We start from the raw sequence: 25,968 nt of genomic DNA, 5'->3' as shown, positions 1-25,968 counted from the left end.
TATTATTTTACCATATTTTGTGTATTTTATATAGCCAAATCCCTCAAATTCTTGAAAAAACTCCAGAAAAAAACTCTGCAAAAAGCAGAGTCTTATTTTTATAGTGAGTTTGTATCAACCTTAATTCCGATACCTTGAGTAGTCGTAATTGTAAGGTTTGTCATGTAAGTACCTTTAGCAGTAGCTGGTTTTGCTTTTACCATTACTTCATGGAAAGCTTTGAAGTTTTCAACCAATTTATCTGCTTCGAATGATACTTTACCAATGATGGCTTGGACGTTACCTGCTTTGTCAGCACGGTAAGTGATTTTTCCGCCTTTAGACTCTTCAACTGCTTTAGCAACATCCATTGTTACAGTACCAGTTTTAGGGTTTGGCATCAAGTTACGTGGTCCAAGGACACGTCCAAGACGACCAACAAGCGCCATCATGTCAGGTGTCGCAATAACAACATCGAAATCTAACCAACCACCGTTGATTTTTGCAACGAGGTCATCTTCACCAACGAAGTCTGCACCTGCTGCTTTTGCTTCTTCAGCTTTTGCACCACGCGCAAATACAAGAACGCGTTGTGTTTTACCAGTTCCGTTTGGCAATACCATTGCACCACGGATTTGTTGGTCAGCTTTACGAACGTCGATATTCAAGTTGTAAGCAACTTCTACAGTTGCGTCGAATTTTGCAAAGTTAGTTTCTTTTGCAAGAGCTACAGCTTCTTCTACGCTGTATGCTTTTGTGCTGTCGATTTTTTCAAGAGCAGCACGAAGTTGTTTGCTTTTTTTAGCCATTTTTTATTCTCCTTGTAAGTAGTGGTTCAATCGATTTTCATCTCCCACGTCACTCATCAGAAATGATGAAGTCTTGCGGGTTTTGGGGATGTTATTGATTAGTCAACAACAGTGAATCCCATAGAACGAGCAGTACCTTCGATCATACGCATTGCAGACTCAAGGTTTGCAGCGTTCAAATCTGGCATTTTAGTTTCAGCAATTTCTTGTACTTGTGCACGAGTAACTGTTGCAACTTTCGTTTTATTAGGTGTACCTGAACCTTTTTCAACACCTGCAGCTTTTTTCAACAAAACAGCAGCTGGTGGTGTTTTTGTGATGAAAGTAAATGATTTATCTTCATAGACTGAAATCACAACTGGGATAATCATACCAGCTTGGTCAGCTGTACGAGCGTTAAACTCTTTTGTGAATCCCATGATGTTGATCCCTGCTTGACCAAGTGCTGGTCCAACGGGTGGAGCTGGTGTCGCTTTACCGGCAGGAATTTGCAATTTTACAAGTTTTTCGACTTTTTTAGCCATTTTAAAAAATCCTCCTTTGTGGTTTTTGCGGTAATGGTTAGATTTTTACCTCCCACAAGTATGTCTCTTGACACACCCTATTAGTCTAGCATATTCAGAAAAGAAAAGCAAGAATTTTGTCAGGAATTTGGAAAATATTTTAGCCGGTAATTTCCAAAAGTAAGTTCCACTTTAGTTTTCGAAGCAAAAGTTAGTCTAAACCAGCTACTTCTTTATCATATTAGAGTATAGAAATTCTAGTATCGCAGAATGACCTATCTTTTTCTTGCACGGCATTTTATAAAAAGGAAATATTTTTTAGAAAAATTCTCTCCTTTACTTTACATTATCCCCATTTCTTTATACAATAAGACTATGACAGTCTTAAAAATTGCAGCCGTTTTATTCGTTATTTTAACGCTCATCCTCTCCATTATTATCACAAAAGTATTTCGTCTGAACAAATTCGGATTCAATTTTGCAGATTTGGCCTTTCCCTTATTTGCTTTTGAATTTTACTTTATTTCAGATAAGTTTTTCTTTCATAATTGGTTGCCACTTCTTGGTGTGGCCCTCTCTATCCTCTCCATGTGGATTGTGATTTATTTTCTAAGAAAAAAACGTTCTTTTTACTATCCTAAATTCTTCAAATTCTTTTGGAGAGCTGGTTTTATTTTGACCTTCTTTCTCTATTTAGCCTTAGTTATTAGCATATTCCTATAAAGAAAAACCAGCTAGCTTATCATGGAACTAGCTGGTTTTTTCTGTCAGATATACATAGTATCGCACAATAGTCTCTGACTTCAGATGTTGTACTTCGTCCCCGTCTAGCCCTTACCCATGGATTTCCAAAGGGAGGCCGTCTGGGTCAAAGAAGAAGGCCATTTTTCTGCCATCAAAGTCGTCATAGCGTAAGGGTTCATGAGGAATGTTTAATCGTTCAAACTCCTTCAAGCAGTTTTCAACATCTGCTACTTTAAAGGCAAGGTGTCGTAATCCTGTGTGTTCTGGTTGCGGCATGGGTGGTCGTTTGGGGGCATCTGGTTTAATAAAGATTTCGAGTACCAGATTTCCTTTGCGAACGTTGAAGAGAATATCATTCTTTTCTGGTCGGATATGCTCATCTAATTGTTCAAAGCCTAGCTTATCGACATAAAATTCTTTTGTCTTTTGGTAATCACTACCGATAATAGCAATATGATGTAGGGTATCTAATGGCATCATTGCATTTCCAGTACCTTTCTTGGTTTCGTTCCTTCAGCAGGACCAATTACCCCTGCAGCTTCCAATTCTTCCATCAAGCGAGTTGCACGATTAAAGCCAACTGATAAGCGACGTTGAATCATAGAAGCACTGGCCTTTTGCGTTTCAACAACTAGGGCTTTCGCTTCTTCAAAGAGCGGATCGCCACCGCTATCACCTGTTGCACCCTCAAAGTCTCCTTCTGTTACTTCACCAGGGTCAAAGGACTCATCGTACTCAGCTTCTGCTTGGTGTTTAATAAAACTCACAATCGCTTCAACATCATCATCTGAAATAAAGGAACCTTGTAAGCGGACAGGATGATTTTCATCAATCGGCTTAAAGAGCATGTCGCCTCGACCCAAGAGTTTCTCTGCACCATTTTCATCCAAAATCGTACGACTATCCGTTCCACTTGAGACAGCAAAGGCAATCCGTGACGGAACATTTGCCTTAATCAAACCAGAGATGACATCAACCGATGGACGCTGGGTTGCGAGAATCATGTGAATACCAGCCGCCCGTGCCTTTTGTCCCAGACGAATAATGGCATCCTCTACTTCCTTGCTGGCTACCATCATCAAGTCTGCTAACTCATCTACAATGACCACAATCAAGGGCAGAGAAATCTGTTTATACTCGGTCTGGGCATTGTATTCTTCAACCTTGGCATTGAAGCCAGCAATATTTCTAGCCCCCACCTTGGAAAATAACTCGTAGCGACTTTCCATTTCATCCACGACCTTTTGAAGGGCTCGTGCAGCTTTTCGAGGATTGGTCACCACAGGAATCAGAAGATGAGGAATATCATTATAGACCGATAATTCTACCATTTTCGGATCCACCATCATAAATTTCACCTGATCTGGCCTAGCCTTCATCAGAATACTAGAGATGATACCATTGACTGCAACAGATTTTCCAGATCCGGTTGATCCTGCGACTAACAGATGGGGCATTTTAGCTAAATCAAAGGAACGCGTCGAGCCATTGACTGCTTTTCCAAGGGGAATTTCAAGGAGCTTCGTAGCGTCTGTCTTGGACTGTTCCCACAATTCCCTGAAGGAAACCGTTGCTACTTCGGAATTCGGCACTTCAATCCCTACTAAAGATTTTCCCGGAATCGGTGCTTCAATTCGCACATCTTTGGCCGCAAGGGCTAGAGCCAAATCATCTGCCAAATTCGAAATCCGATTGACCCGTACACCAACAGCTGGCTTCACCTCGTATTTGGTGACAGACGGGCCAATTTCTGCCCGCTCCACCGTCGCCTTAATCCCAAAACTGGCAAAGGTTTCTTCCAAAATCTTAATATTTTCCCGAACAATCTTTTTTTCCTTGGATTGATTCTTAGGCTTATCTGGGGCAAAAAGAGACAAATTTGGTAATTTGTAATCCAAATGTTCTTTAGGCGTAAAGGAAACTTCTAGCTCTTCGCTACTATCTGTTTCATCCGTTTCCTCATCAAAGCCCGCAGGCTCCTGCTCATCATAGTCAATAATCTCAGGTTCTATTGCCTCACTTTCCGCTGGCACTGGTCTAGGGACTGGATTTTCATACTCCATAATCTCCCCTGTTTCCAAGTCAACCGTTGAACGCATGTTTTCTTCTGTCAAACGAGCCGCGGTCTCACGCGCTTCTTTTTCAGCAAATTTCTGCTGGCGTTTGATTTCACGCTGTTCTTGCCACTCACGAAAACGCTCCATCACATGCTCTGTTACCTCATACATCGACCACGGACTAATCAAAAGGGCTCCCAAGACTAGGAGAAGAAGGCCGATAAAATAAGAACCAATGTTTGAAAATAAGAAGGCGGTCGGCCCATAAAGAAGAGCTCCAAAAACACCTCCCCCTGCAAAAGATTTGACTCGAAAAGCCACTAAATCCATCCAAACCCGAGCAAACGTTGTGGATAACACCTGCCCCTTTACATTGACAGCCATGACAAAATAGGCCTGAAAAATAATCAAGAGCCCCACAAAAAGGCTTAAAAATCCTGATTTCGCACCTTCCTTTTGGTTTATCTTCTTGAACATAAAGAGATATAGCAAGGTCGCTGCGATGGCTACATAAGCTAAACTTCCGACCATCAATCGGATGAGATTGTAAATCGTCACCCCAACTGCTCCTAAACGAAGGGCAGCAAACACCAATAAAAAAGCCGATAAAATACTCAGAAGCATTCGATTGCGTGCTTTTTTTCGTTCCAATTCTGCTTTCGTCGGACGTCGTGTCGTCCGACTTTTTTTCGTATTTTTCTGTGTTACCATATTTTCATTATACCATATTTTATTCTTGAATTCACTTGGAAATGGGAGTGCGCTTTCTCAAGACAAATCAAAAAACCTCGGAAAGTTAGCCTTCCAAGGTTCCTAATATCCTTTATGGATTCATTGATACATGAACGTGGTCAAAGTGGTTCTCAGTGATGCTACCTCGATCCTCCATTGGGTTCCATGTATTGGCTGGTCCGTAGATACTTGGGTAAGGTGCATAAAAACGCTGTTTCCAAATGACATAAGAAATACCTCTACTTGCCATATTGCTCGTTGCGTAGTCTGCCACTTGATCTCCAAGAGCTGTATTATTTCCAACCATAAAGTCAACTGCTAAGCCTTTTCCGTGGTCACCACTATCACCTGGACGGTAAAGACTAAAGGAGGTAATGCCATAGGCACTAGCAACTTCTTCTTTAAAGGCTGCTGTTTGTGGGCGAAGACCTGCATTTTGAGGATTTGCAGAAGCAATACCTGCATAGTCTGTTGCTGCTGGAGCATTGTAGGCTGGCTGGCTTGGAGCTGGGGCAGCTTTCTCTGCAGCTGGAGCTGGAATTTCAACTGCTGCTGGTTCTGCCACCTCTGGTGCTGGAACTTCAGCCGCTGTAGATTCATTTGGAACAGCTGGTGTTTCTTCTGCAGCTGCTGGAAGTTCCGCTGGTTGTTCAGAAACTGCTGGTACTTCTGGCACCTCTGGTGCTACTACCGCTTCTGCTGAGCTTGATGGAAGCTCTGCTGGCTGTTCAGAAGTTGTTGAAACTTCAGTCGATTCTGACACATTTGTTGCTACGGATGCTGGGACTTCTGTGACTGGCTTGGTCACATCTTCTACAACTACCGCTTGGTCATTGACAACGACTTTATTGCTATCTAAGTCAACTTGTGCCGTCACTTGCTCTGCAGCTGGGGCAGTTGCTGGCGTTTGAATTTCAACTCCTGTAATCTGATTTTGATCATTTGAGGTAATCGTGAGAACTGTATCAGGATAAATCAAGTTTACATTTGCAATTTTATTGATATTTGCAAGCACATTCATATCCAGACCGAAAGCTTCTGCAATCGTGCTCAATGTATCTCCGTATTTGACCGTGTAGCTTTGTTTGTTTTCGCTACGCATCATGTCTGCCTTAATTTCCTCAACAGAACGCGGCACCCAATTTTGTGCTACTTCTTCTGCTTGTGCACTGATTGTTGGTGCAAATGATAAGGCTAGGGTAGAAAAAAGCAAGGCTTTTTTGTTCATTTTGAATTTCATGAAAATATTCCTCTTTCTCTTAGTACAAAACTATCATACCACAATTTTTAGGATTAGCTAGACTTTTTCTGCTCTTTTTACTGAACTGTCTTTTTCGTGTAATATTTAGAAATATTTGTCACCATTTTCATCCTTTGTCACCTTGTTGTAACTAGTTTTTTACAACTATGCACTAGCAGAGCCTCGCTCAAAAACGACTCAGTGGAGCTACCGAATACCTATAATGCAAAAGAGGTTAGAATAAGTAGAGTTTGATTTTTGAAATTCGGTATCAAGGCTGGGACAAAAGTCCCTGACCTCATGAGTTTTGCAGATTGAACAGTTTAGTGCAGTCGTTGCCTGGTTTGTAAAACGTTGATAAATCATCATTCTATTAAAAGAGGCTGGCGAACGTTTCGCTAGCCTTATTTCCAACCTTTCACAATTGAAAGTTGTATAAGCTAATCAACATGCGGGTATGTAATACTCAATGAAAATCAAAGTTAGCGATTTGGTGAGTTTCTTAGATGTTTCCTACCTCTTTTTTGTTACTGCCCTTTTCACCTGCTGAAAAAGCATCACGTTTTTCTTACCTAACCCACTTCATTTCATAGAAAATAAATTTTTATATATGGGATGGATATTTTTGAAATTTAATGAGTATGAGTAAACGAAGCCAGTGGATTAGTTTCGGTTGAACCTAGAAAAAAAGGAGTGAGGATAATCGATTTCTATGAATTCACGATTGAGCCCCACTCCCACATTAGACACAAAAAACGAACAAGGCAGAATTCTTAGGTCAGAAAACTAGTTTTGTTCGCTTTTTCTATTTAAGGTTGGGATATTGTCCCAAACTCAAAATTTCTTCTTAGGATGACGGTCAATGACGTCCTGATTTTCAGCCAATGCGTTTTCTCCCTTAGCCGTCAGTTTATAGCCACGAATGCTAAAGGTTGCCGCCAAGTCTTCTTCCGAAAAATGTTCTTTTAAAGCAGCGTCTAAATCTGCTGCCTTCATCTTAGACAAGCCCGTCACACCCTTGGTTTTTAGAATACTTTTCTTCATAGTGGCATTGAGATGATCCAGCGAATCAAAGGCTGTTTCGACAACAGCGTAGCCGTTTGCCACCAAATCTGCCAAATGTTTTGGAGCATAAATTCCGTAAGTGTACTCAAAATACTTAGGAAACACCGAATCCGTTGTAAAGGTATCAAACTGAATTCGCCACAACAGAATGATGTCTCCTGCCAATAGTCCGTCTGCCAAAGGTTCCATATTTCGCTTAGGAACAGGCTTAGCGTCCAATAGCCAGGTCGCTAAGTCTCGATCTGGAGCAATATACGGCATAGATGCATGGTCTTTGTAAAGTTGATACACCTGCTCTTTAGTCGTCATGGCTTATCCCACCTCCGTTGAAATCTGCCACATCATACCAAAGCGATCTTCTAAATTCGCATAGGCTGGACTCCAAAAAGTTTCTTGCAATTCTAGATGAATTTTACGAGCCCCTTGGCTCAATTTTTCATAAATTTCTTGGGCATCTTCTACTCGATCGACAATAATCGCCCCTGTCATGTTATAGCCATGCTTGTAGTCAAAATCTGGATTTTCATCTGAAATCATAAGTCGTTGCTCGCCAATCTTCAACTGTGCGTTCATCAATAAATGAGCACGATCGGCTGGACAATCTGGTACTTGCTCTCCCCAGGTCAAAGAAGAAATAACTTCCGCATGGAAGACTTCCCGATAAAATTCAACTGCTTCTTGGCCATTTCCATCTGTGACTAGGTATAATTCTAGGGCTTTAATCATCTTATTTCCTCATTTTCTCTTTACTCGCAGCTTTCCTACTGGGAAATACACAGCCCTAGCAGGTCACTTGCTTTTCCATTATACACTATTTCCGAGAATTTCAGCCAACAGATGATTGACAAAGGTTCTTCGCATGAGCCAAAGATAGTATTGACAATAAAAACAAAGAATTTTAAGGAAGCTAATTTCTACGAAAATCAATCAAACGAGTTCCTTGAAAGATTAAGTCTCCTACATCTCCCTCCGCCAGCAGACCGTAAACCTCTCCATCGACACAAAATTCCCTTCGCTCACCCTGATTCCACTCAAAGGTCAAATAATACGTCGTCGAAGCATAGCGCCCACGACCGAGATAAGTCCGTTTTCCGACAAGACGGGCTGCATACTCCTCCTTGGGAGCTGCATTATTTTTGAACTCTTCTTTTGCGGACTTAAGAATGATCCAAGCTAATCCCAGCAGAAAAAGTCCTACTAGCAATATGGCTCCAGGATAATGGCTATAACTTTCCATGGCTCCCCCTCCTTTTCTAGTGATTAACTTCTCATATCTAACAAAATATGTGAGCAGCACTTCTTCAAAAATAGTCCGACGTAAACACCTCACACTTCTCAAAACTAGAGTGTATCCCACCATCTTTTAACTATCATTATAACAATTTTTCTGATAAAAACTATTCTTTTTGGTGAACTTTTTGAAAAAGAATGAGATTCGTGCTACAATAGGACTAATCCATAAACAAGAAAGGAAACTTATGAAAAAATTACTTCTATTAACCGCTGCTAGCAGTCTGTTTCTCTGGGGATGCACAGATGTTCAACGAGCTCTGCGTGGTGATGAATATGTGGATTCTAGCCTTGCTGCAGAATCGCGCAATAAGGAATCCGAACAATACGCCAAGGAGCTTGAAGATGCTCTAACTAACAAACATGCTGTCTTCCCTCAATTAACAGATAAGGTTGAAAAGGATCAGGCAGAAGTAGCGATCAAGACTAGCGAAGGTGCGATTCGAATCAAACTGTTCCCGACCTATGCACCACTGGCAGTTGAAAATTTTCTGACCCATGCCAAGGAAGGCTACTATAATGGTGTGATTTTCCACCGTATCATTCAAGACTTTATGATTCAAACGGGTGACCCCAAAGGCAATGGAACAGGCGGAGAATCCATCTGGGCTGGAAAAGATGCGAGTATCGATAGCGGGCAAGGTTTCAAAAATGAGATTTCACCTTATCTCTACAACATTCGCGGGGCTCTTGCCATGGCAAATGCTGGGGCAGATACCAACGGCAGTCAATTTTTCATCAACCAAAATAAGCAAAACCAGACAAACACACTCGATCCTCAAAAATATCCAAAAGCCATAATTGAAGCCTATCAAAATGGTGGAAATCCTAGCTTAGATGGAAATTATACTGTTTTTGGACAAGTCCTCGAAGGCATGGATATCGTTGATAAAATTGCCGCTAGTGAAACAGACGAGCGCGACAAACCAAAAACAGATGTGAAAATTGAGAGCATTGAAATTCTACAAGATTATGACCTTAAAAAATAACACAAAACCATTAAATTTATGTAATTCACTGGTTATTTCAAGACAGGCTCAACCATAAGGACAAAGACAATATAAATGTTTACCCTTCAAAAAATCCTCCCTAGAGTTTCTAGAGAGGATTTTCTTATGGAGTATTACGCATCTTTGTTTCTAGGCTTCAGAGCACTAGCTCCCATCGCCATTAAAACAAGACCTGCTAAACCAAGTGCGGACTCTGCACTGCTTGTATTTGGCAAGGACTGTTCAGACTTCATCTCTTTGTCTGCCATCATCTTATCTGCTGGCATGCTTTGAGCTTCCATCTTTTCATCCTTCTTGTCATTTGCAAGCAATTGAATACCTGGTTGCACAGCTGAAGTAGTATTGACTGGTTTTACCGCCACTCCATTCACCACTGGTGCAGACTCACCTTTGGCGTAAACAAGTGCATATTGGCTAAAGTGAGTAACCTTAAACATGACTTCTGTCTGATCCGCATTTTGGATAAATGGCAGACTTTCTGTCATATTGTTAAGAACATAGTAGACCTTATCCACTTTACCTTTACTTGGAAGGACAACGGTTACTTCTCCCTTGATTTGCACCGGTTCGTCTTTTTCATTATAAAGAGTCACATCGTACAATTCATAGTTTTGGTTTTCCAATGCAGGTGCTGTTGAAGTCATTGGACGAACTCTTAACTTGGTAGCACCGTTCAAGGCAGCAACGGAACCAACAACCTTCAGCTGTGTTCCTTCGTGAACCAAGCCCATCATCTTATCCTCAACAGTTGGCGCTGGGGTGGCACTCACTACATTACCTAACTCAAGTGTCGGTTTGTCGGCAACAGTTCCACCCACTGCGTGATGCAATTCTAGCGTTGGTTTTTCGGATACCGTTGGAGCCGCAACGTCACCTACGGAGTGATGCAATTTCAACGTTGGTTTCTCAGAAACGGTTGGGGCTGCAACATCACCTACGGAGTGGTGCAATTCTAGCGTTGGTTTCTCAGAAACGGTTGGCGCTGGAACGTCGCCTACGGAATGGTGCAATTCCAGCGTTGGTTTCTCAGAAACAGTTGGGGCTGCAACGTCACCTACGGAGTGATGCAATTCCAAGGTTGGTTTCTCGGAAACTGTTGGAGCCGCAACATCACCTACCGAATGATGCAATTCCAAGGTTGGTTTCTCAGAAACTGTTGGGGCTGCAACATCACCTAAGGAATGATGCAATTCCAAAATTGGTTTTTCAGAAACGGTTGGGGCTGGAACATCACCTACGGAATGGTGCAATTCCAAGGTTGGTTTCTCAGAAACTGTTGGGGCTGCAACATCACCTACGGAATGGTGCAATTCTAGAATTGGTTTTTCAGAAACGGTTGGGGCGGGAACATCGCCTACGGAATGGTGCAATTCTAGAATTGGTTTTTCAGAAACGGTTGGGGCTGAAACATCACCTACGGAGTGGTGCAACTCTAGCGTTGGTTTTTCGGATACCGTTGGGGCTGGAATGTCACCCACGGAATGGTGCATTTCGATTACTGGTGTTTCAGCAACTTTCTCTAAATGAGCTAGGGCTGCCTTGACCGCCTCGTAGTGGCGATCCAAGGTCTCTTGATCCTCAGATGTCAAGGCTGCACTACCTGCTTGAACTGCTGCTACCAATGTTGCATAACTTTCTGCTGTATAGCTCTTCTCTTTAACACCTGCGGCCTCAACAAGGGCATTGTACAGATAATTATAAGTTGGTGTCTCTGTTATTTCTGGCATTACTTGCTCTACTAGGGCCACTTCTGCTGCTGCAACAACCTTATTAACACTTGAAGCCTGCCAGTGAGCTGTTTCTGTAGCTGTCAATCGTACATACTTAGCCATTACTGGAGCAAATTGAAGTGATTGCTTGTCGGTATGAGCAGGATTCAACTGAATCATATTCTCCTCATTTTTTCCAACAAGATCTGCACGCGTCCAATGTTCTCCGTCTAAGCTCGTTTCTATGTAGGCTTTCTTAATATTTCCAACCGCATTTGCAATATGGCGTGGTGTGTAATCAACCCCAGCAACCATTTTTGGCTCTGCTAGCGTAAAAGTAAGGCTCTGCGGACTAGTGCGGTTATCTTGATTTGGATCACTTGCCCAATAGGTTCTGGCATCTCCATCTAGGGCTGCCGAAACTGGGCGAGCAACTCCTCCATCATCTGCATCATAGGATGGAGCAGTTACTGTCGCTCCAGCAATGGCTGCTAGGTAAGGTTTTGGAGCCACTTCTTGCCGAAGTGCTGCGGCTGATTTGAAATCATGGGCATGATTTTCTAGGATAAAGCGATCAATGCGACCTGCAAAATCTGTCGTTCCGACTGTCAAATCTCCAATGGATAGAGATTCATTGACCTTTGTTTTGTCATACGCCGTATTGTGCACTTCACCATTGAGGTAGAGACGTAAGCTACCATTACGATTTCGAACGGCTGTAATCACGACTTCTTCATGTGGGGCAATTAGCTTATCCGGCATGCCACGATCATCTGGTTTCAAATCTGTATGAGGTGCTGATTGGACTTCCAATTCTTTCACGGCAAAATGAACACGGCCATTATCATCAACTGACAACTTCCAATCATCGCCTTGTTGGGCAAGTGTTTGACCTAGCTTGTCCAGAGTTGTCTTAACAGTCACACTAAATTCGCCCGTTCCTTCAATCCCATCTTGTTTGAGAGGGGTTCCCAAACGAACATGGCTAATGTCCTCAATACGACCTTCAGAGAAATAGGTAGTCTGCACAGTTCCTGTACTGATATTTGCTTCAGCAGCGTTATCCTTGACATTGCTGTAACCAACAGATACAGTCTGACCATTTTCTAGCTCTTCTTCCAAGGTCAAGGTAACCGTGCGCAAATCAGCATTTAGACTAGCATTGGATACTCGATTTCCTTCTACGGTGAAGGTCGCTTGGTCAATCAAGACTCTTTCATTAAAGCGAAGATCAACGGTTCTAGAGGAAGTTGCTTTTGCATTTTCGACTGTAGCGGAGGTTTCATCTTTTTTCTTGCTATATTGGAAGACCAAAGATTCATAAGGTTCAAGCTCAACTGTAACCTCTTCATTATAGTTGGTCACCCCTGCCTTATCATGACGCTTATCTCCCAAGACCGTCGTCCGGTACATAGCCGCCATATTTTCCGGTACACCAATCAAGCGATCAAGACGAACCGTATAGCTTTGTTTGCGATTGATTGGATTTCGAATGGATAAAATACCGCTATCTTCATTCCAAGCAGAATAGCCATATACTTCCCCATGACCTGGCTTTCCTCCATGGAAGCGAGCGTGTTTCAAGGTCTCAAAATTTGATTCAATCCAGTTAACAGCCTCTCCATTGACTTGCCACTTAGCATCATCCATCTTGTTGTAGCTGTAATAGAATTCCCAGAAGCCAGTTCCCCGCGTTCCTAGCATGTAGAGATAATTGCGTAAATCATCTGTGCTAAATTCAATCGGTGGACGATAATCGCCGTTTGGTTCAATTCGTTTAGCAGAGTGCGATGTATTTCCATAGACAGGGTCATGGTTGTAAATGTTTGAAAATGGTAATTGCCACTTGCGCAGATTGATTAGCTCTTCATAGCGGTCATCCCGATAGGTAATCGCTTCGTTGGCGTCATTTCCAAAATCAAGACTAGCATATTCACCCCGCTTGACATTGTCTTCATAATCCACGTCAGAAGAATTTTGCATCCAAATGGAGTTAACCCATTGGAGGTACCAAGGAGATGGAGTAATGTAGGATGTCAAGTTAATCCACATTTTTGAAGGGTCTTTGGCACTCTTTCTGATAGTATTATAAAGACCAATCCAGCGCTCATGAGCCTCTGTCATGGAATACATGTTTTTGTAGCCTCCGCCGATAAAGTTTCCATTTGGATCTGTATCCGGCCGAGGATTGAGCAAAAGTCCGTCTAATTTCCAATAGTTAATGCCAAATTTATCTTCATAATCTGCATAGAGATTATTCAAACCTTCAACATAGCGTTTGTCCCCAATATAGACAACACCTGCGTGCTTAGAGCCCTTGTTTTGACGCACCAGTGCATCTGCCAAATGACCTGGCTGTGAATATCCACCTTGTGGTCCCATCCAAAGCCCAAAATTGGAGCCTAACCGCTGAGCCTGTTTACTAGAATCGTAAAGCTTATTTGGGAATTTCGTATTAAAATCCCAGAGAGTGTCCATGTCCTGCCAGCCATCATCCACCACAAAGGAATCAAGCGGTGCTACACCTCCATTGGTAAAGCCTTTTTCAATTTCATTGAAACTATTTTGAATATTCTTGGCATTGATATTGAGCATGTGGTCAAACCAAGAATTATACTGCTTACGATAGTAGGTGTCTTGCCCAATCGCTTGAATATATTTATAGAAATCCTGTTGCAAGACTTGGTAATCATCCGAACGAGCAACCCCTAGAACTGTATTCCACGTTTCGTAATAACCATCTTTGTTTTTGGTTAACTGATTGAGGCTCTTGCCAGAGTAGTAGCGAGAATACAAGGTTTCGGTATCATCTACCGTATTCCACGCTACCGGGAACTCAGAACCTGTATAGAAACTCTTGACATAAACAGGCTGACCTAAACCAGCATAAAAGCCATTGAATCCTGCCATTTCAGCAATATCTGCTTGTTTGGGCAGTTTCCAAATCTTTTCATCTCCTTTAAGCTTATAGGATTGCAAGTCAATGGTATCAATCGCTAAGTCTTCTTGACCTTCTGGAGCTGCAATTTCCAAATGACTTTGCATAAACTTAGCATCATTTTTCAAATCGACGACATAACGAAGATTTAAAGTCTTTCCTTGGTAATGATAAGGAAGGAATGTAAAGGTTGTCCGCTGACCTTCTGCGGTTTGTTCGGTTTTAACGCCATCTTTTTTCACACGAAGATTTTTCATGGAAATCGAGTGTTTATCTTCTAAACGCTGCACCCGCTCAGCATACTCTTTTCGACGACGCTCTGCCTCTAGCTGCAATTCTGTGACAGACTTTTCAGAAACATCCAACTCTGCCGCTGCTCCGTAGGAATTCCCATTTTGAGTTGAAATCACTTCAAATTTCAAGGCTCGAACAGCCAGCAAGTCCCCAAGGTCGATGAATTGCCACTCCTTGTTTGGATAAGGTTCTAACCGGCCATTTTTCACTTCCTGATACTCAGCAGATTCACCCATTTTAGCATAAATCTTATACTCTTTTGCATCTCCATTTGTTCCAACCTGACGAGGAAGATAGGCTAGGGTCTTAATGTGCTTTGCCTGTGGAAATTCGAGCTCTACATGGGCTGGAAGTGTCCCTTGTGGTCCTGTCCCTGCTCCCCAGTTCGTATGCCAAATCGTGTTTGGGTTATTATCAACTGCTAGTCGAGCTGGACCTTCAGTCATTGACGTTTCAGAAGCAACAGAGTTGGAACGAACCGTCCAGCTTTCCTTATCAGTTGACAAGGGCTCTGCAGAAATAGGCTCTGCCACCTCGTCCGACTTGAAACGCACATTGAATTCTTTCGAATCCGCTGCAAACTCAACCTTTTCCTTGGTCAACTTATTTTCGATAGATTCTGTCCGCAATACGCCATTTTCAATTGTATAATGGTGAGCGACAGAGTCATTTCCAATATCTATCTTTTGATTTTCAGCTTGGTTTGCTTCTGATGGATTGGTCATCTCTGGTGACGCAGCAGGTGCTGCATAGCTAGTATCTAGGGTATTTCCCGCATTTTCCCTGCCTGATTCCAGCTCTCTAGACGCATTCGCCCCTTCTGCTTCTGTCACTTCTTCTGCTGCAATCAGTTGATTTTGTGACAATAAAAAAGCTCCAATCATCACTGAGCATGTCCCAACTGCTAAGGTCCGAATGGCGTATCTCCGACGCTTTTCAAACAATTCTTTGCTGCTTGCTTTCATCTTTTTGCCCTTTCTCTTTTTCAGTCGATAGCCAGCGCTCCGCTATCATGAGTTCAATAATCAAAACCTCCTGTATAAAAACTTTTCAATTCATAGATTGAGCAACACAATCTAAATGTATCCGTTTACATTTAGTGTATAATTTACACTATCAACCTGTCAAGTGATTATGTGTTTTTACGACTATTTATACTCATTACATGCCTTTTTATCGATTATTATTTATTTCTTACGATAAAATATAGATCGCTAAGGAAGGTTAGTAAATGAAAAGGACAGCAGTAGATTTGTTTGAAGATCTTCATTTCGAAACACAAGAAGTTCACCCCCATCTATGAGGCTCTGTTTAAAAAGAACTCATCGAACTACCAAACCATCTAACCCTATAAACATCAAAATCTGATTAGGTTTCACATTGAGAATTACGGAAGGTGATCGATAAAACTAGCCTAGCTTGTATCCTAAAAACCGTAGGTAGAACTAGAGTTCAGCTGAGGGAGTGAACGACAAAAGAAGCTGATTTTTGACGAATATAATTTCGATTTGCATTGAATATTCTGTTACAGACATAAAAAATGGCTCTATAATATCTGTAGTGGGTAAATCCACTGTGGAGACTATGGAGCCTTTTTCAGTGTAGAAAAAAAGTCCCATATGACCTATAATGAAAAGCGACACAACTATCATTTAGAAAGAATCATATGGAACAACTAAATCTTATCACAAATTTTCTCAAAATGAAAGACAAAAATATCACTATCACTAATGAATGCGACATGGGAACACACTTAGAACTCCACGGTCACTTGGATTACACAGCCCCTAAATGCCCTTCCTGCAAGGGAAAAATGGCTAAGTACGACTTCCAGAAAGCCTCTAAAATCCCCTACTTAGAAACTGCTGGCTACCCGCTACTTATCCACCTTCGAAAGCGTCGTTTCAAGTGCAAGGACTGTGGGAAAATGGTGGTCGCTGAAACTCCTATTGTTAAGAAGAACCATCAAATCGCTGTCGCTGTCAACCAGAAAATCGCACAATTACTCATCGAAAAGCAAGCCATGACACATATCGCACACAGACTTTCCATTTCAACATCTACAGTTATTCGAAAACTCAATGAGTTTAAATTTGAAACGGATTGGGCTAAGCTTCCAGAAGTCATGTCCTGGGATGAGTATGCCTTCAAGAAAGGGAAAATGAGCTTTATCGCTCAAGATTTTGACACAAATAGCATCATCGCTATCCTTGATGGAAGAACGCAAGCAACCATCCGAAATCACTTTCTGCGTTATCCTAGACAGGTCAGAAACCGCGTTAAATTCATAACTATGGACATGTTTAGCCCTTACTATCAACTAGCCAAACAACTTTTTCCTCATGCTAAAATCGTGCTGGATCGTTTCCACGTTGTGCAACATCTCAGCCGTGCTATGAACCGTGTCCGTACCCAAATTATGAATGCTTTTGACCGCAAATCGCATGAATACAAGACGCTCAAACGCTACTGGAAACTGGTACAACAAGATAGCCGTAAACTCAGTGATAAGCGGTTCTATCGCCCTACTTTTCGCATGCACTTAACCAACCAGGAGATTGTCGCTAAACTGATAGGCTATTCTCAAGAACTGAGAGAACACTACGAGCTCTATCAACTACTGCTTTTTCACTTCCAGGAGAAGCAAGCTGACCAGTTTTTTGGACTTATCCAAGACGCTCGGCAGACTGTCAACCCGATTTTCCAGACCGTATTTAATACCTTTTTGAAGGACAAAGATAAGATTCTCAACGCCATGGAATTGCCTTACTCAAATGCCAAACTTGAGGCGACGAATAATCTCATCAAAGTCATCAAGCGTAATGCCTTTGGATTTCGGAACTTTGAAAACTTCAAAAAGCGGATTTTGATTGCCATCAACATCAAAAAAGAGAAGACCAAGCTGGTCCTCTCTAGATGTTAGCTTTTCATCTACCCACTACAGTTGACAAAGAGCCTAAAAAATGAGGCTGAAAAATCCAGCCTCTCGTATCAGAGATGATAAAAATAGAGTAATCTCGGAGATTATTGATCCCATTAGTTGCTCTTTAAAGTGAGCAATTCCTGCAACACTAGCCATCAAAATGGTTTACTAGTTTCAAGGGCTCTATTCTCTAATTTATAGTTATTCTTGATTCATATTCACACGATGCCATTCATTGATGACATAGGCTAATTGACCGATTTGATACAAGCCAACACCGTTCACTTCGGTACTTTCGACTGTTGCACCTCCTAGACCTGCTGTATAGAGGGCTACCATATAAGGACTTTTTTCCATAACAATCGCATCTACATTCAAGGCTTCTCTAACATAGCCCGGCTTTTGATAGATGGTGACATCGCTAATGAATTTTTTATAGTATTCTCCTGGAAAAGAAATTCCAATAAAATGCAACAGGTCTTTGTATTTATCTTGATGTTTCCATAGATAATCCAGAACATTGATATAGTAGCTAGTCGTTGTCAAATTCTCACGACTAATCGTTGGAATTTCTGCAGAAGTGGACTTTCCATAACGATCAAACATACTATAAGCTTTTTCCATGCCACCCAAACGCTCAGCCAAGGCATAGGCAGGCGTATTTTCAGAATACACCAGTGAATACTCCTGCATTTCAGGAATGGTCATCGCTCCACCAAAAGCAGATACATAGCTATCATGCTCTCCCTCGTATTCATAACCTGTTTGCGTAATATCAAACCGTTCTTTCAGAGACAACTTCCCTTTTTCAACCGCATCCACAACAAGCATATTCAACGGCAATTTGTAGGTACTTCCTGCTGTCATTGGCTGCTCTTCATTCATCGAAAAGGTATCGCCACTCTCAATATCCTTATAAGTAAAAGCAATACTTGAATGAGGAATTCCAAACTCATCTAAATAAGCCTGAACCACTTCAACGAGGCTTAGATTGGCATAGTCATAATACAAGCCATAGGAACTCATAGTCGCAAGATCTGCTTCCATCACTGCCTGCTTTTCTTCGGGACTCTTTCTTCCAATCGTTTTCTTCTTTTCTTCAACTTTTTCTTCTTCAGTTGACTCTGGTTTGATGAGATTATCTCTCTCGACCACTTGCTTTAGGGTTTCAGTCGCTTGATTACTTCCTGTTGTTTTGATGCTTCGGCCTTCATATAAAAATACCGAAAATAAAAGGCAAGCCCAAGCTAACCCAGCACTAGCTAAAATTGTTACAATTTTTTTATTCATGATATCTCCTAACCTATCCATTATAAAAAAAACGGACAAAAATGACAAGAAAAACAGCTATATTTTTACAAAAAATTTTCAAAAATGAACAAGAAAACAGAAGGTGAGGAAAAATTCAGAGTAGCACACCACGATTTTTCCTCACCTTCTTTATCTAACCAATTTTTTTCCTTATTGAACAAGACTATTTAGCCCTGTTATTTCAATAGACTAGCAATCATTGAATGTCAGGAGCTAGTCGCACTTCTCCTGTTTGATAATTGAGGACAATCCCTTTTTGAACATTAGGAATAAAGACATTAAACTCCAAACTACCATCGCTTGATTTAGCTTCCAGATGAGACCCAGCAGGAACCAGATCTTGCTCTGTTTGGTAGAGCAAGGTTACTCGATAGCGAACACGTTTATTTTGATCCAGCGCTCTTCTCACCTGACTTTCATAAAAATTTTGTCCAGTCGAGTTACTTTTGTTCGCTTGATTGGCCCAAGCGGTCTGCACAGCAATGTTTTTAGGATTGCTGGTTGAGGCATCAAATCCTTTGAGATTGCCAATCAGTGCATACCCCAGCAAATGCCCACGATCCACAGCATGGGTGTATTCGCCTGAAAGATTTCTCAGTTGGTGCCAGCCAGCTGGAGTCCAATTGGTGGAGCCATTGCCCGTTTCTTCTCGTTTTTTATATTGACGCGTTGCTTTGGTCATCAGGCTATTGGCCACCGTTGGAAGTAGTTGTCCGTTTACTATTTTGACCTTGTTGTCGGCATAAGGTTGACTGGCAACGTTGGCATTTACGCTTGTTTTGTTCCCATTCACGACAAATGCCCCTGCTCCATTCCATTCAATCTTTCCCTTGAGCTGCTGTTGGACTGTTTCAGTTAGCACACTTTCTGCCAATTCTCGGCTCGGGGCATAGCTAGCCTCTACCTGTGACTGGTGGGCAGATTGGTTAACCAATCCTCCTTGGTCACCAATATAATACCCCCCAGCTGCTAAAACCAAGCTCAGGAGCAAGCCAACTAAGGTTTGCTTCCCTTTTTTTCCTCTATATTTTGCCATAGGCTCCTCCTCTTTCATGGAAAAAGAGTAGATAATCTACCCTTTTTTGCCTTATTTTCCTGTGAATTTATCAAATAGGCTCTGCCATTTTTCAGGCGACAAAATAGCCCAAGCATTATCTCCATTTCCCACCAGACTATAGCCAATCATCAGCCCAGCACAAAGGAGAATAAATCCAACAAAAATCACTAACAACAGCAATCCCAGCTGTTTTCCGACATACGATAGATTAGATTTCATCCGTCTCATCCTTCACTCTTTGAATAGCTGCTCCAAGCTTGGCTAATTTTTCGTGGAATTGGTAATAACCACGGTCTAAATGTTGGAGTTGTCCTACTGTGGTAACCCCTTCAGCAACCAAACCTGTTAAAATTAGGGCTGCACTCGCTCTCAAATCTGTTGACATAACTTCTGCCCCTTGCAATTCTTGGCCTCCTACGATGCGGGCTGTATCGCGCATAATGTCTGAATGAAGACCCATACGACGCATTTCTTCCAAGTGTTGGAAACGATTCTCAAAGACTGTTTCTGTCATGATAGACTCGCCTTTGGCTACGGTCATCAGTGCCGTAAATTGCGCCTGCATATCCGTTGGAAAACCTGGATGCGGCTGGGTTTTCACGTGAACCGCCTTCAGTTGCCCCTTTTGGGCTTCTATACGGATACCACTTTCTTCCTCTGTGACGGTAACTCCCATTTCCTGCATTTTAGCGAGCAAGGGACGATTGTGTTCCCAGATCGCATCTTTAATGAGGACATTTCCCCCAGTCATGGCCGCAGCCACCATAAAGGTTCCCGCTTCAATACGGTCTTGAACAACGCTATGAGTCGCTCCGTGCAATTCCTTGACCCCTGTAATCGTGAGCGTTTCCGTCCCAGCTCCACGTACATCTGCGCCCATTTTATTGAGCAAAAGGGCTAAATCTACAATCTCTGGCTCTCTAGCTGCATTTTCGATAACGGTCGTCCCATCTGCCAAGGTCGCAGCCATCATGATATTCTGCGTAGCTCCAACACTCGGGAAATCCATGTAAATATGTGCTCCTTGAAGACGATCGCATCTAGCTTCAATAAAACCGGCCGTTTGATGAATCTCTGCCCCCATGGCTTCCAAACCTTTTAAATGAAGGTCAATCGGACGACTACCAATCGTACAACCACCTGGCATAGACACTTTTGCATAGCCATTACGGGCTAAAATAGGCCCCAATACAACAATAGAGGCACGCATCTGACTAACGTACTTATAAGGAGCCTCCTCTGTAATCGGCTGACTAGCATCAACTGTAATGGTCTTGCTTGCTTGATCGAAATCCACCTGAGTATTCAAGCCACGAACCACATGATTCATGGTAAATACATCTGATAATACAGGCACATTGGTCAGAACCGTTTTTCCACTACTAGCTAAGATGGTCGCAGCAAGAAGGGGCAAGACTGCATTTTTTGCCCCTTCGATTTCAACAGTTCCTTCCAGTCTTGTACGACCACCTTGAATCACGATTTTATCCATATTCACTCACTCTATCCTTCTTATAAATTTGCTATAAAAGCTTCTCTGCCTAACTGATATAAGCTAATGAAAAAGGAACTCAGTAAATACCCCATCACTACGCTCAACAAAAAAATTAGCAGCCGAATTTTAATACTATTGTCAGCAGTCACCTTCAGATACTTGTCCCACTGAACCACATCTGACAGGAGATGAAAGGACAGATAAATAAAAAATAAATGACTACTAAGAACAAATACTAATTGAATCATAAACCTATTATACCAGAAAATGATAAAAATCCAAACGAACAAGATTTTTCTATTTCATACTAATTAGTAGTAGCATAAAAATGCTTGATTTATCCCGCATTCCCTAGTACAATAGACACATGGAAAACATATCTGAATTATTAAACCAACATCATCTTGATTTGAAAACGATGATTGTCTTTAAAAAGGCCGATCGTACCCTCATTCCTTTTGAAAACAAGACTTTTAAAGAACACCATCTTACCCCAACCCAATTCTCAGTGCTAGAAACCCTGTATAGCAAAGGCAATCTTCGTATCCAGGATCTGATTGACAAAATGTTAGCCACATCTGGAAATATGACTGTGGTCATTAAAAATATGGTTCGAGATGGATTGATTTTTCGCACCTGCGACCCTAAAGATCGTCGTTCCTTCCTCGTAGGTTTGACACCCGAAGGCCGAAAAAAGATTGAAAAAATCCTCCCTGACCACATTCGAAACGTTGAAAAGGCCTTAAAAGTTTTGGATGAGAAGGATAAGGAAGATTTAATTCGTATTTTAAAAAAATTTAAAGATTTAAGCTAAATTATTGCTAATTAGTGATTTTTGTTGTAAGATAAGGTCATATTAATAAAAAGGAGACATAGCTATGTCAAAAAAAATCTTATTTATCGTCGGATCGCTTCGCAAAGGATCTTTTAACCATCAAATGGCTCAAGTTGCAGAAAAAGCACTTGCTGGAAAAGCGGAAGTTTCTTACCTTGACTACAGTCAGGTTCCCCTCATGAACCAAGATTTCGAACTTCCAACACCTGCTGCAGTCGCTAAAGCTCGTGATGCAGTCCTTGCTGCAGATGCCATCTGGATTTTCTCTCCTGTTTATAACTGGTCTATCCCAGGTGTTGTCAAAAACCTTCTTGACTGGCTTTCACGCGCCCTTGACTTGTCTGATACCACTAGCGCTTCTGCCCTTCATGAAAAATTTGTCACAGTCTCTTCTGTTGCCAACGGTACATCGCCAGATGAGGTCTTCAAAGAGTACAGCAGACTTTTGCCATTTATTCGTATGCAAGTTGTTGAACCATTCACAGGTGCTCCAGTTAATCCTGAAGCATGGGGAACTGGTGAATTAGTCCTTTCTGAAGAAAAAACAGCTGCATTGGCTACACAAGCAGAAGCCCTGCTCGCAGCTATCCAATAATACCATCCTCAAAAGGAGCTGGATTTTCTGTCCAACTCCTTTTTCTATCCCTTCTTAGCAAAAACATATTCTTTTTCAGAAGACAAATCCTCACGGAAATGAAATCCAGCAAAGCTCAACTGTCCTATAGTCGCTAAATCATCTATCTGATTTTCCAATAAAGCCGTTAAAAATTGCCCTCTAGCTTTTTTAGAAATGGTCGAATGAATCTTCAGCTGTCCTCCCCTATCTTCCAAAAATTTAAAAGTAATCATCTTTTTTCGAACTGCCTTTGAAAAAACCGTCTCAAACTCGCTGGATAAAAGGGACAGCAAGACCTCTTCTCCTTCTACAGCAGCATCAAACATCACCTTCCAATGTTGTTTCAAGCTTTTTCCAGCTACCTTTACCTTCATCATAAAGTCTAAGCGATGCGGAGAAATGGCGCTATAGGCAGGAATGACCCCATATAGACTAGAAGTAATCAGCAAATGCTGCTCCAGATAATCCTTTTCTAGAGGTGAGAGCCCCTGCCGTTTGATATTGCGGTACATCAAGCCGTCAAATAAGTCAAGAGCGGGATAAGCTTCTGCCTTTTGTTGCTTGAGAGCTTGAATTCTCTGGTATTCTTCTTCTGCCCGTTCAAAACTAATGCCGTATAATTCAGCTAAATCTTGCTTAGTATAAGTCGCTAGACTGTCTAAAACAGCTTGACTTGTTTCCGAAAGGCATTTTGTAGGGACTGTATTGGCTTGAAGATTCAGTTCTTTTGCGGTTGGAATTAAAATTTTCATACTTTTATTCTACCTGAGTTGACTTTTAAAGTCAATTATCTTATAATCTAGTTATCAAAACTAGATTATAAGGAGTTAAAAACAATTGAACCAGCCTCTTATCCCTCTCTGGGAAGAACTACCAAGCCTTGACCTCTATCTGGACCAAGTTCTCCTCTACATCAATCAAATCAATCAACAAGTCTTTTCTCTAAGAGATAAGCCCTTGACCGCAGCGATGATTAACAATTATGTGAAGCACGGCTACCTGCAAAAACCATTGAAGAAAAAATACAGTCGCACTCAACTAGCGCGACTCCTAGCCCTCACTACACTTAAGACAGTTTTTCCGATTACCGATATCGCAGAGACTATCGAACTGCTCTTACAGACACGCCCTTCTCAAGAACTCTATGATGAATTTGCCAGGTGTATCAATCAACAAGCAATCCATACTACTCACCCTGCTATCCAAAGCGCCTGTGAAACCGTTCAACTCTTTCATCAAACAAGAAGGATAAGCCTACATTTAAAAGGAGGAACTCATGAAACAAGCTCTCAAACTTAGCCCTCAACTGAGCTTTGGTGAGGAAGTCGCAAACAGCGTTACTCATGCTGTTGGTAGCCTTCTCATGCTGATTTTACTGCCAATTTCTGCAATATACGCCTATGAGGAACATGGACTTCTATCTGCTATTGGCATTTCTATTTTCATCATTAGCCTTTTTCTCATGTTTCTCTCCTCAACCATCTATCATTCCATGGTCTATGGTTCGACCCACAAATATATCTTACGAATCATTGACCACTCTATGATTTACATTGCCATTGCAGGAAGCTATACCCCCGTTGTCTTAACCCTCATGAATAACTGGCTGGGCTATCTCATCATTGCTATCCAGTGGGGGACAAGCCTCTTTGGTATCCTCTATAAAATTTTTGCCAAAGAAGTCAATGAAAAGTTTAGTCTGGCTCTTTACCTCATCATGGGCTGGCTGGTGATTTTCATAATTCCTCCGATTATCAGTCAAACCACTCCTCTCTTTTGGGGGCTGATGCTGGCCGGTGGCCTTTGCTACACAGTAGGAGCAGGTTTTTATGCCAAACGTAGACCTTATTTCCATATGATTTGGCACTTATTTATCCTAGCGGCTTCTGTCTTGCAGTATTTAGCGATTGTCTATTTTATGTAATCCTTTCAAAAGATTGGGCAGATTTGGTCCGATCTTTTTTAGTTTTTATTTGATAAAGCGTTTTCAATTTAGTATAATGATAGCGTGAAAATTGTGAAACTATTCACTGATAAAGGGGCACTTACCATGAAACGAACCTCTAAATGGCTCTTTGCCATACTAGCTTTATTGACCCTCCATACAAGTACCCTAGCAAGCAAGATTTATATCCCAAGTCCTGCTGTCGTTTATGCTGAGGAAACTGAGCCAATCGTCTCTGAAGACGGAACACTTTTGTTTACTGGCCAAAAACAGCTCCTTTTAGGTGAGCTGGACTCCCTCAATCGTGCCACTTCTGCACATATTCAGCTGCAAGACAAGGACGAACCTAAGAAAAAACGGGAGCCTAAAATTAAATATAATCCTGCAGGTTGGCATAATTTTAAATTTGCATACAAAGATAGCAAGAAAAAAGCCTGGCTCATGCATCGTGGACATTTAATTGGCTATCAATTTAGTGGATTGACCAATGAAAAACGTAACTTAACACCTATGACTGCTTGGCTGAATGCCGGAAATTTCAAGGGGACAGACGAAAAAAATCAAGCGAGCATGCTCTACTATGAAACCCAATTGGATAACTGGCTCGCCATTCACCCCAGCTACTGGCTTGATTATAAAGTTACCCCTATTTATACAGAGCAGGAATTGCTCCCACGCCAAATAAAATTGCAATATGTTGGACTCGATGAAAACGGGCAAAAGGTGGAAATCAAAGTAGGAGGTCATGAGAGCACTGATGAACACGGCATTACCACTGTCGTACTCGATAATCTTTCGCCAAATGCTACAATTGATTATGCCACAGGTAAAGCTACTGCCGTTGATAGGACTAAAAACGTTACCGAAACTAAAAATTCAGAAGAACAAAGCGTTGCTCCTGAACAAACCCTTCCTGAAGCTACTTCTCCAGAAACCAACCAGCAAGAAGAGCGAACAGTCTACATTGCTCGTTATGGTGCAGCAGAGGTCTATTGGTATAGTATGGAGCATATGCCGAAAAACACTCGCCGTGACCGAGTGATTTCCATGACTGAATCCGAAGCCATTGCCCAAGGAAAACGACATACAAGCAAAGAATAGGCATTCAAAATTTTCTCTTTTTGCCTCCTAATACTCTAAACAATCAAAATCTGACTAGGTTTATCCCAGCCTTAAGATGATCGATATAACTAGCCTAGTTTGTGTCCTAAAAATCGCAGGGGCAACGGAGGTTAGCTGAGGAGTATTTCATAATCCTTATTTCCAACCTTCAACAGTCTACTGGACTGTTGAAGCAAGGTGAGTGAACGATGTCAGTTTTTGATTGTTGACGAGTAATAACACGAAAAAAGCCCCTAGTCAAATAACTAAGGGCTTTAAAACGTTGGTCTAGCAACGACTATTTTTTAAGATTGT

General features: G+C 41.7%; 23 protein-coding genes. 8 read left to right on the top strand and 15 right to left on the bottom strand.

Features of this window, described 5'->3' with window-relative positions; translation table 11 throughout:
• Window positions 1-98: 98 nt before the first annotated feature.
• Both rplA and rplK read right to left on the bottom strand, forming a co-directional pair.
• The gene (gene rplA / locus BFM96_RS06715) at window positions 99-788 is read right to left on the bottom strand and encodes a 50S ribosomal protein L1 (protein ID WP_068991978.1); all 690 of its coding nucleotides are present in this window, start codon (window positions 786-788) and stop codon (window positions 99-101) included.
• 98 nt (window positions 789-886) lie between these two features.
• Window positions 887-1,312 carry a 50S ribosomal protein L11 gene (gene rplK, locus BFM96_RS06710; protein ID WP_003069940.1) on the bottom strand — a complete coding sequence of 142 codons (426 nt, stop codon included), beginning with the start codon at window positions 1,310-1,312 and terminating at the stop codon, window positions 887-889.
• Window positions 1,313-1,666: 354 nt separating this feature from the next.
• On the opposite strand from rplK, the gene BFM96_RS06705 reads away from it, so the two are divergent.
• Window positions 1,667-2,014, top strand: coding sequence for a DUF3397 family protein (locus tag BFM96_RS06705; RefSeq protein WP_068991977.1), 348 nt, complete (start codon window positions 1,667-1,669; stop codon window positions 2,012-2,014).
• A gap of 111 nt (window positions 2,015-2,125) precedes the next feature.
• Here BFM96_RS06705 and gloA2 read toward each other — a convergent pair whose 3' ends face one another.
• The 6 genes from gloA2 to BFM96_RS06675 form a co-directional block, all read right to left on the bottom strand.
• A complete protein-coding gene (gloA2, locus tag BFM96_RS06700; RefSeq protein ID WP_068991974.1) occupies window positions 2,126-2,512 on the bottom strand; it encodes an SMU1112c/YaeR family gloxylase I-like metalloprotein in 387 nt (128 codons plus the stop codon).
• Complete coding sequence (locus tag BFM96_RS06695) at window positions 2,512-4,803, bottom strand: DNA translocase FtsK (protein WP_068991970.1); 2,292 nt, start codon at window positions 4,801-4,803, stop codon at window positions 2,512-2,514. Before BFM96_RS06695 ends, gloA2 begins: the two co-directional genes overlap by 1 nt.
• A 112-nt stretch (window positions 4,804-4,915) precedes the next feature.
• A complete protein-coding gene (locus tag BFM96_RS06690) occupies window positions 4,916-6,052 on the bottom strand; it encodes a LysM peptidoglycan-binding domain-containing protein (RefSeq protein ID WP_068994232.1) in 1,137 nt (378 codons plus the stop codon).
• Window positions 6,053-6,898: 846 nt separating this feature from the next.
• Window positions 6,899-7,438, bottom strand: coding sequence for a hypothetical protein (locus BFM96_RS06685; RefSeq protein WP_068991968.1), 540 nt, complete (start codon window positions 7,436-7,438; stop codon window positions 6,899-6,901).
• 3 nt (window positions 7,439-7,441) lie between these two features.
• Window positions 7,442-7,855, bottom strand: a complete 414-nt coding sequence (locus BFM96_RS06680; RefSeq protein ID WP_068991965.1) for a VOC family protein — start codon at window positions 7,853-7,855, stop codon at window positions 7,442-7,444.
• A 181-nt stretch (window positions 7,856-8,036) separates the two neighbouring features.
• On the bottom strand, window positions 8,037-8,366 hold the full coding sequence (locus BFM96_RS06675; RefSeq protein WP_068991962.1) for a DUF2500 domain-containing protein: 330 nt from the start codon (window positions 8,364-8,366) through the stop codon (window positions 8,037-8,039).
• 241 nt (window positions 8,367-8,607) lie between these two features.
• On the opposite strand from BFM96_RS06675, the gene BFM96_RS06670 reads away from it, so the two are divergent.
• On the top strand, window positions 8,608-9,408 hold the full coding sequence (locus BFM96_RS06670; RefSeq protein ID WP_068991960.1) for a peptidylprolyl isomerase: 801 nt from the start codon (window positions 8,608-8,610) through the stop codon (window positions 9,406-9,408).
• Between the two features lie 134 nt (window positions 9,409-9,542).
• Here the strand turns inward: BFM96_RS06670 and BFM96_RS06665 are convergent, their stop codons facing one another.
• Complete coding sequence (locus BFM96_RS06665; RefSeq protein WP_068991959.1) at window positions 9,543-15,335, bottom strand: discoidin domain-containing protein; 5,793 nt, start codon at window positions 15,333-15,335, stop codon at window positions 9,543-9,545.
• Between the two features lie 701 nt (window positions 15,336-16,036).
• Here BFM96_RS06665 and BFM96_RS06660 point away from each other — a divergent pair.
• Window positions 16,037-17,293 (top strand): ISL3 family transposase, encoded by a 1,257-nt coding sequence (locus tag BFM96_RS06660; protein WP_083201766.1) that lies wholly within the window; start codon window positions 16,037-16,039, stop codon window positions 17,291-17,293.
• Between the two features lie 201 nt (window positions 17,294-17,494).
• On the opposite strand, the gene BFM96_RS06655 is transcribed toward BFM96_RS06660, so the two are convergent.
• From BFM96_RS06655 to BFM96_RS10940, 5 genes are all read right to left on the bottom strand, one after another.
• Entirely contained in the window at window positions 17,495-18,583 is a 1,089-nt protein-coding gene (locus BFM96_RS06655) for a serine hydrolase (RefSeq protein WP_083201765.1), read from the bottom strand.
• 217 nt (window positions 18,584-18,800) lie between these two features.
• Window positions 18,801-19,640 carry a DNA/RNA non-specific endonuclease gene (locus BFM96_RS06650; protein ID WP_145939720.1) on the bottom strand — a complete coding sequence of 280 codons (840 nt, stop codon included), beginning with the start codon at window positions 19,638-19,640 and terminating at the stop codon, window positions 18,801-18,803.
• Window positions 19,641-19,691: 51 nt separating this feature from the next.
• Complete coding sequence (locus tag BFM96_RS06645; RefSeq protein WP_068991954.1) at window positions 19,692-19,880, bottom strand: DNA-directed RNA polymerase subunit beta; 189 nt, start codon at window positions 19,878-19,880, stop codon at window positions 19,692-19,694.
• Window positions 19,870-21,153: a UDP-N-acetylglucosamine 1-carboxyvinyltransferase gene (gene murA, locus BFM96_RS06640; protein WP_068991951.1), complete on the bottom strand. Its 1,284-nt coding sequence runs from the start codon at window positions 21,151-21,153 to the stop codon at window positions 19,870-19,872. Before murA ends, BFM96_RS06645 begins: the two co-directional genes overlap by 11 nt.
• Before the next feature lie 20 nt (window positions 21,154-21,173).
• The gene (locus BFM96_RS10940; RefSeq protein ID WP_083201813.1) at window positions 21,174-21,404 is read right to left on the bottom strand and encodes a DUF1146 family protein; all 231 of its coding nucleotides are present in this window, start codon (window positions 21,402-21,404) and stop codon (window positions 21,174-21,176) included.
• A gap of 119 nt (window positions 21,405-21,523) precedes the next feature.
• On the opposite strand from BFM96_RS10940, the gene BFM96_RS06635 reads away from it, so the two are divergent.
• Window positions 21,524-21,970, top strand: coding sequence for a MarR family winged helix-turn-helix transcriptional regulator (locus tag BFM96_RS06635; protein ID WP_068991950.1), 447 nt, complete (start codon window positions 21,524-21,526; stop codon window positions 21,968-21,970).
• A gap of 64 nt (window positions 21,971-22,034) precedes the next feature.
• Window positions 22,035-22,586 carry an NADPH-dependent FMN reductase gene (locus BFM96_RS06630; RefSeq protein ID WP_068991947.1) on the top strand — a complete coding sequence of 184 codons (552 nt, stop codon included), beginning with the start codon at window positions 22,035-22,037 and terminating at the stop codon, window positions 22,584-22,586.
• A 44-nt stretch (window positions 22,587-22,630) separates the two neighbouring features.
• Here the strand turns inward: BFM96_RS06630 and yaaA are convergent, their stop codons facing one another.
• Window positions 22,631-23,359 (bottom strand): peroxide stress protein YaaA, encoded by a 729-nt coding sequence (yaaA, locus tag BFM96_RS06625; protein WP_068991945.1) that lies wholly within the window; start codon window positions 23,357-23,359, stop codon window positions 22,631-22,633.
• 85 nt (window positions 23,360-23,444) lie between these two features.
• Between yaaA and BFM96_RS06620 the strand changes: the two genes are divergently transcribed.
• The 3 genes from BFM96_RS06620 (at window position 23,445) to BFM96_RS06610 (ending at window position 25,653) form a co-directional block, all read left to right on the top strand.
• Entirely contained in the window at window positions 23,445-23,906 is a 462-nt protein-coding gene (locus tag BFM96_RS06620; protein WP_068991942.1) for a DUF1836 domain-containing protein, read from the top strand.
• Window positions 23,884-24,531 (top strand): PAQR family membrane homeostasis protein TrhA, encoded by a 648-nt coding sequence (gene trhA / locus BFM96_RS06615; protein WP_068991939.1) that lies wholly within the window; start codon window positions 23,884-23,886, stop codon window positions 24,529-24,531. Before BFM96_RS06620 ends, trhA begins: the two co-directional genes overlap by 23 nt.
• A gap of 126 nt (window positions 24,532-24,657) precedes the next feature.
• On the top strand, window positions 24,658-25,653 hold the full coding sequence (locus BFM96_RS06610; RefSeq protein ID WP_068991938.1) for a DNA/RNA non-specific endonuclease: 996 nt from the start codon (window positions 24,658-24,660) through the stop codon (window positions 25,651-25,653).
• The last annotated feature ends 315 nt before the right edge of the window (window positions 25,654-25,968 follow it).

Source organism: Streptococcus himalayensis (genome assembly GCF_001708305.1).
Taxonomy (GTDB): domain Bacteria; phylum Bacillota; class Bacilli; order Lactobacillales; family Streptococcaceae; genus Streptococcus; species Streptococcus himalayensis.
The sequence above is the reverse complement of the archived record's forward strand: the minus strand, read 5'-3'. Positions and strand labels throughout refer to the sequence as shown.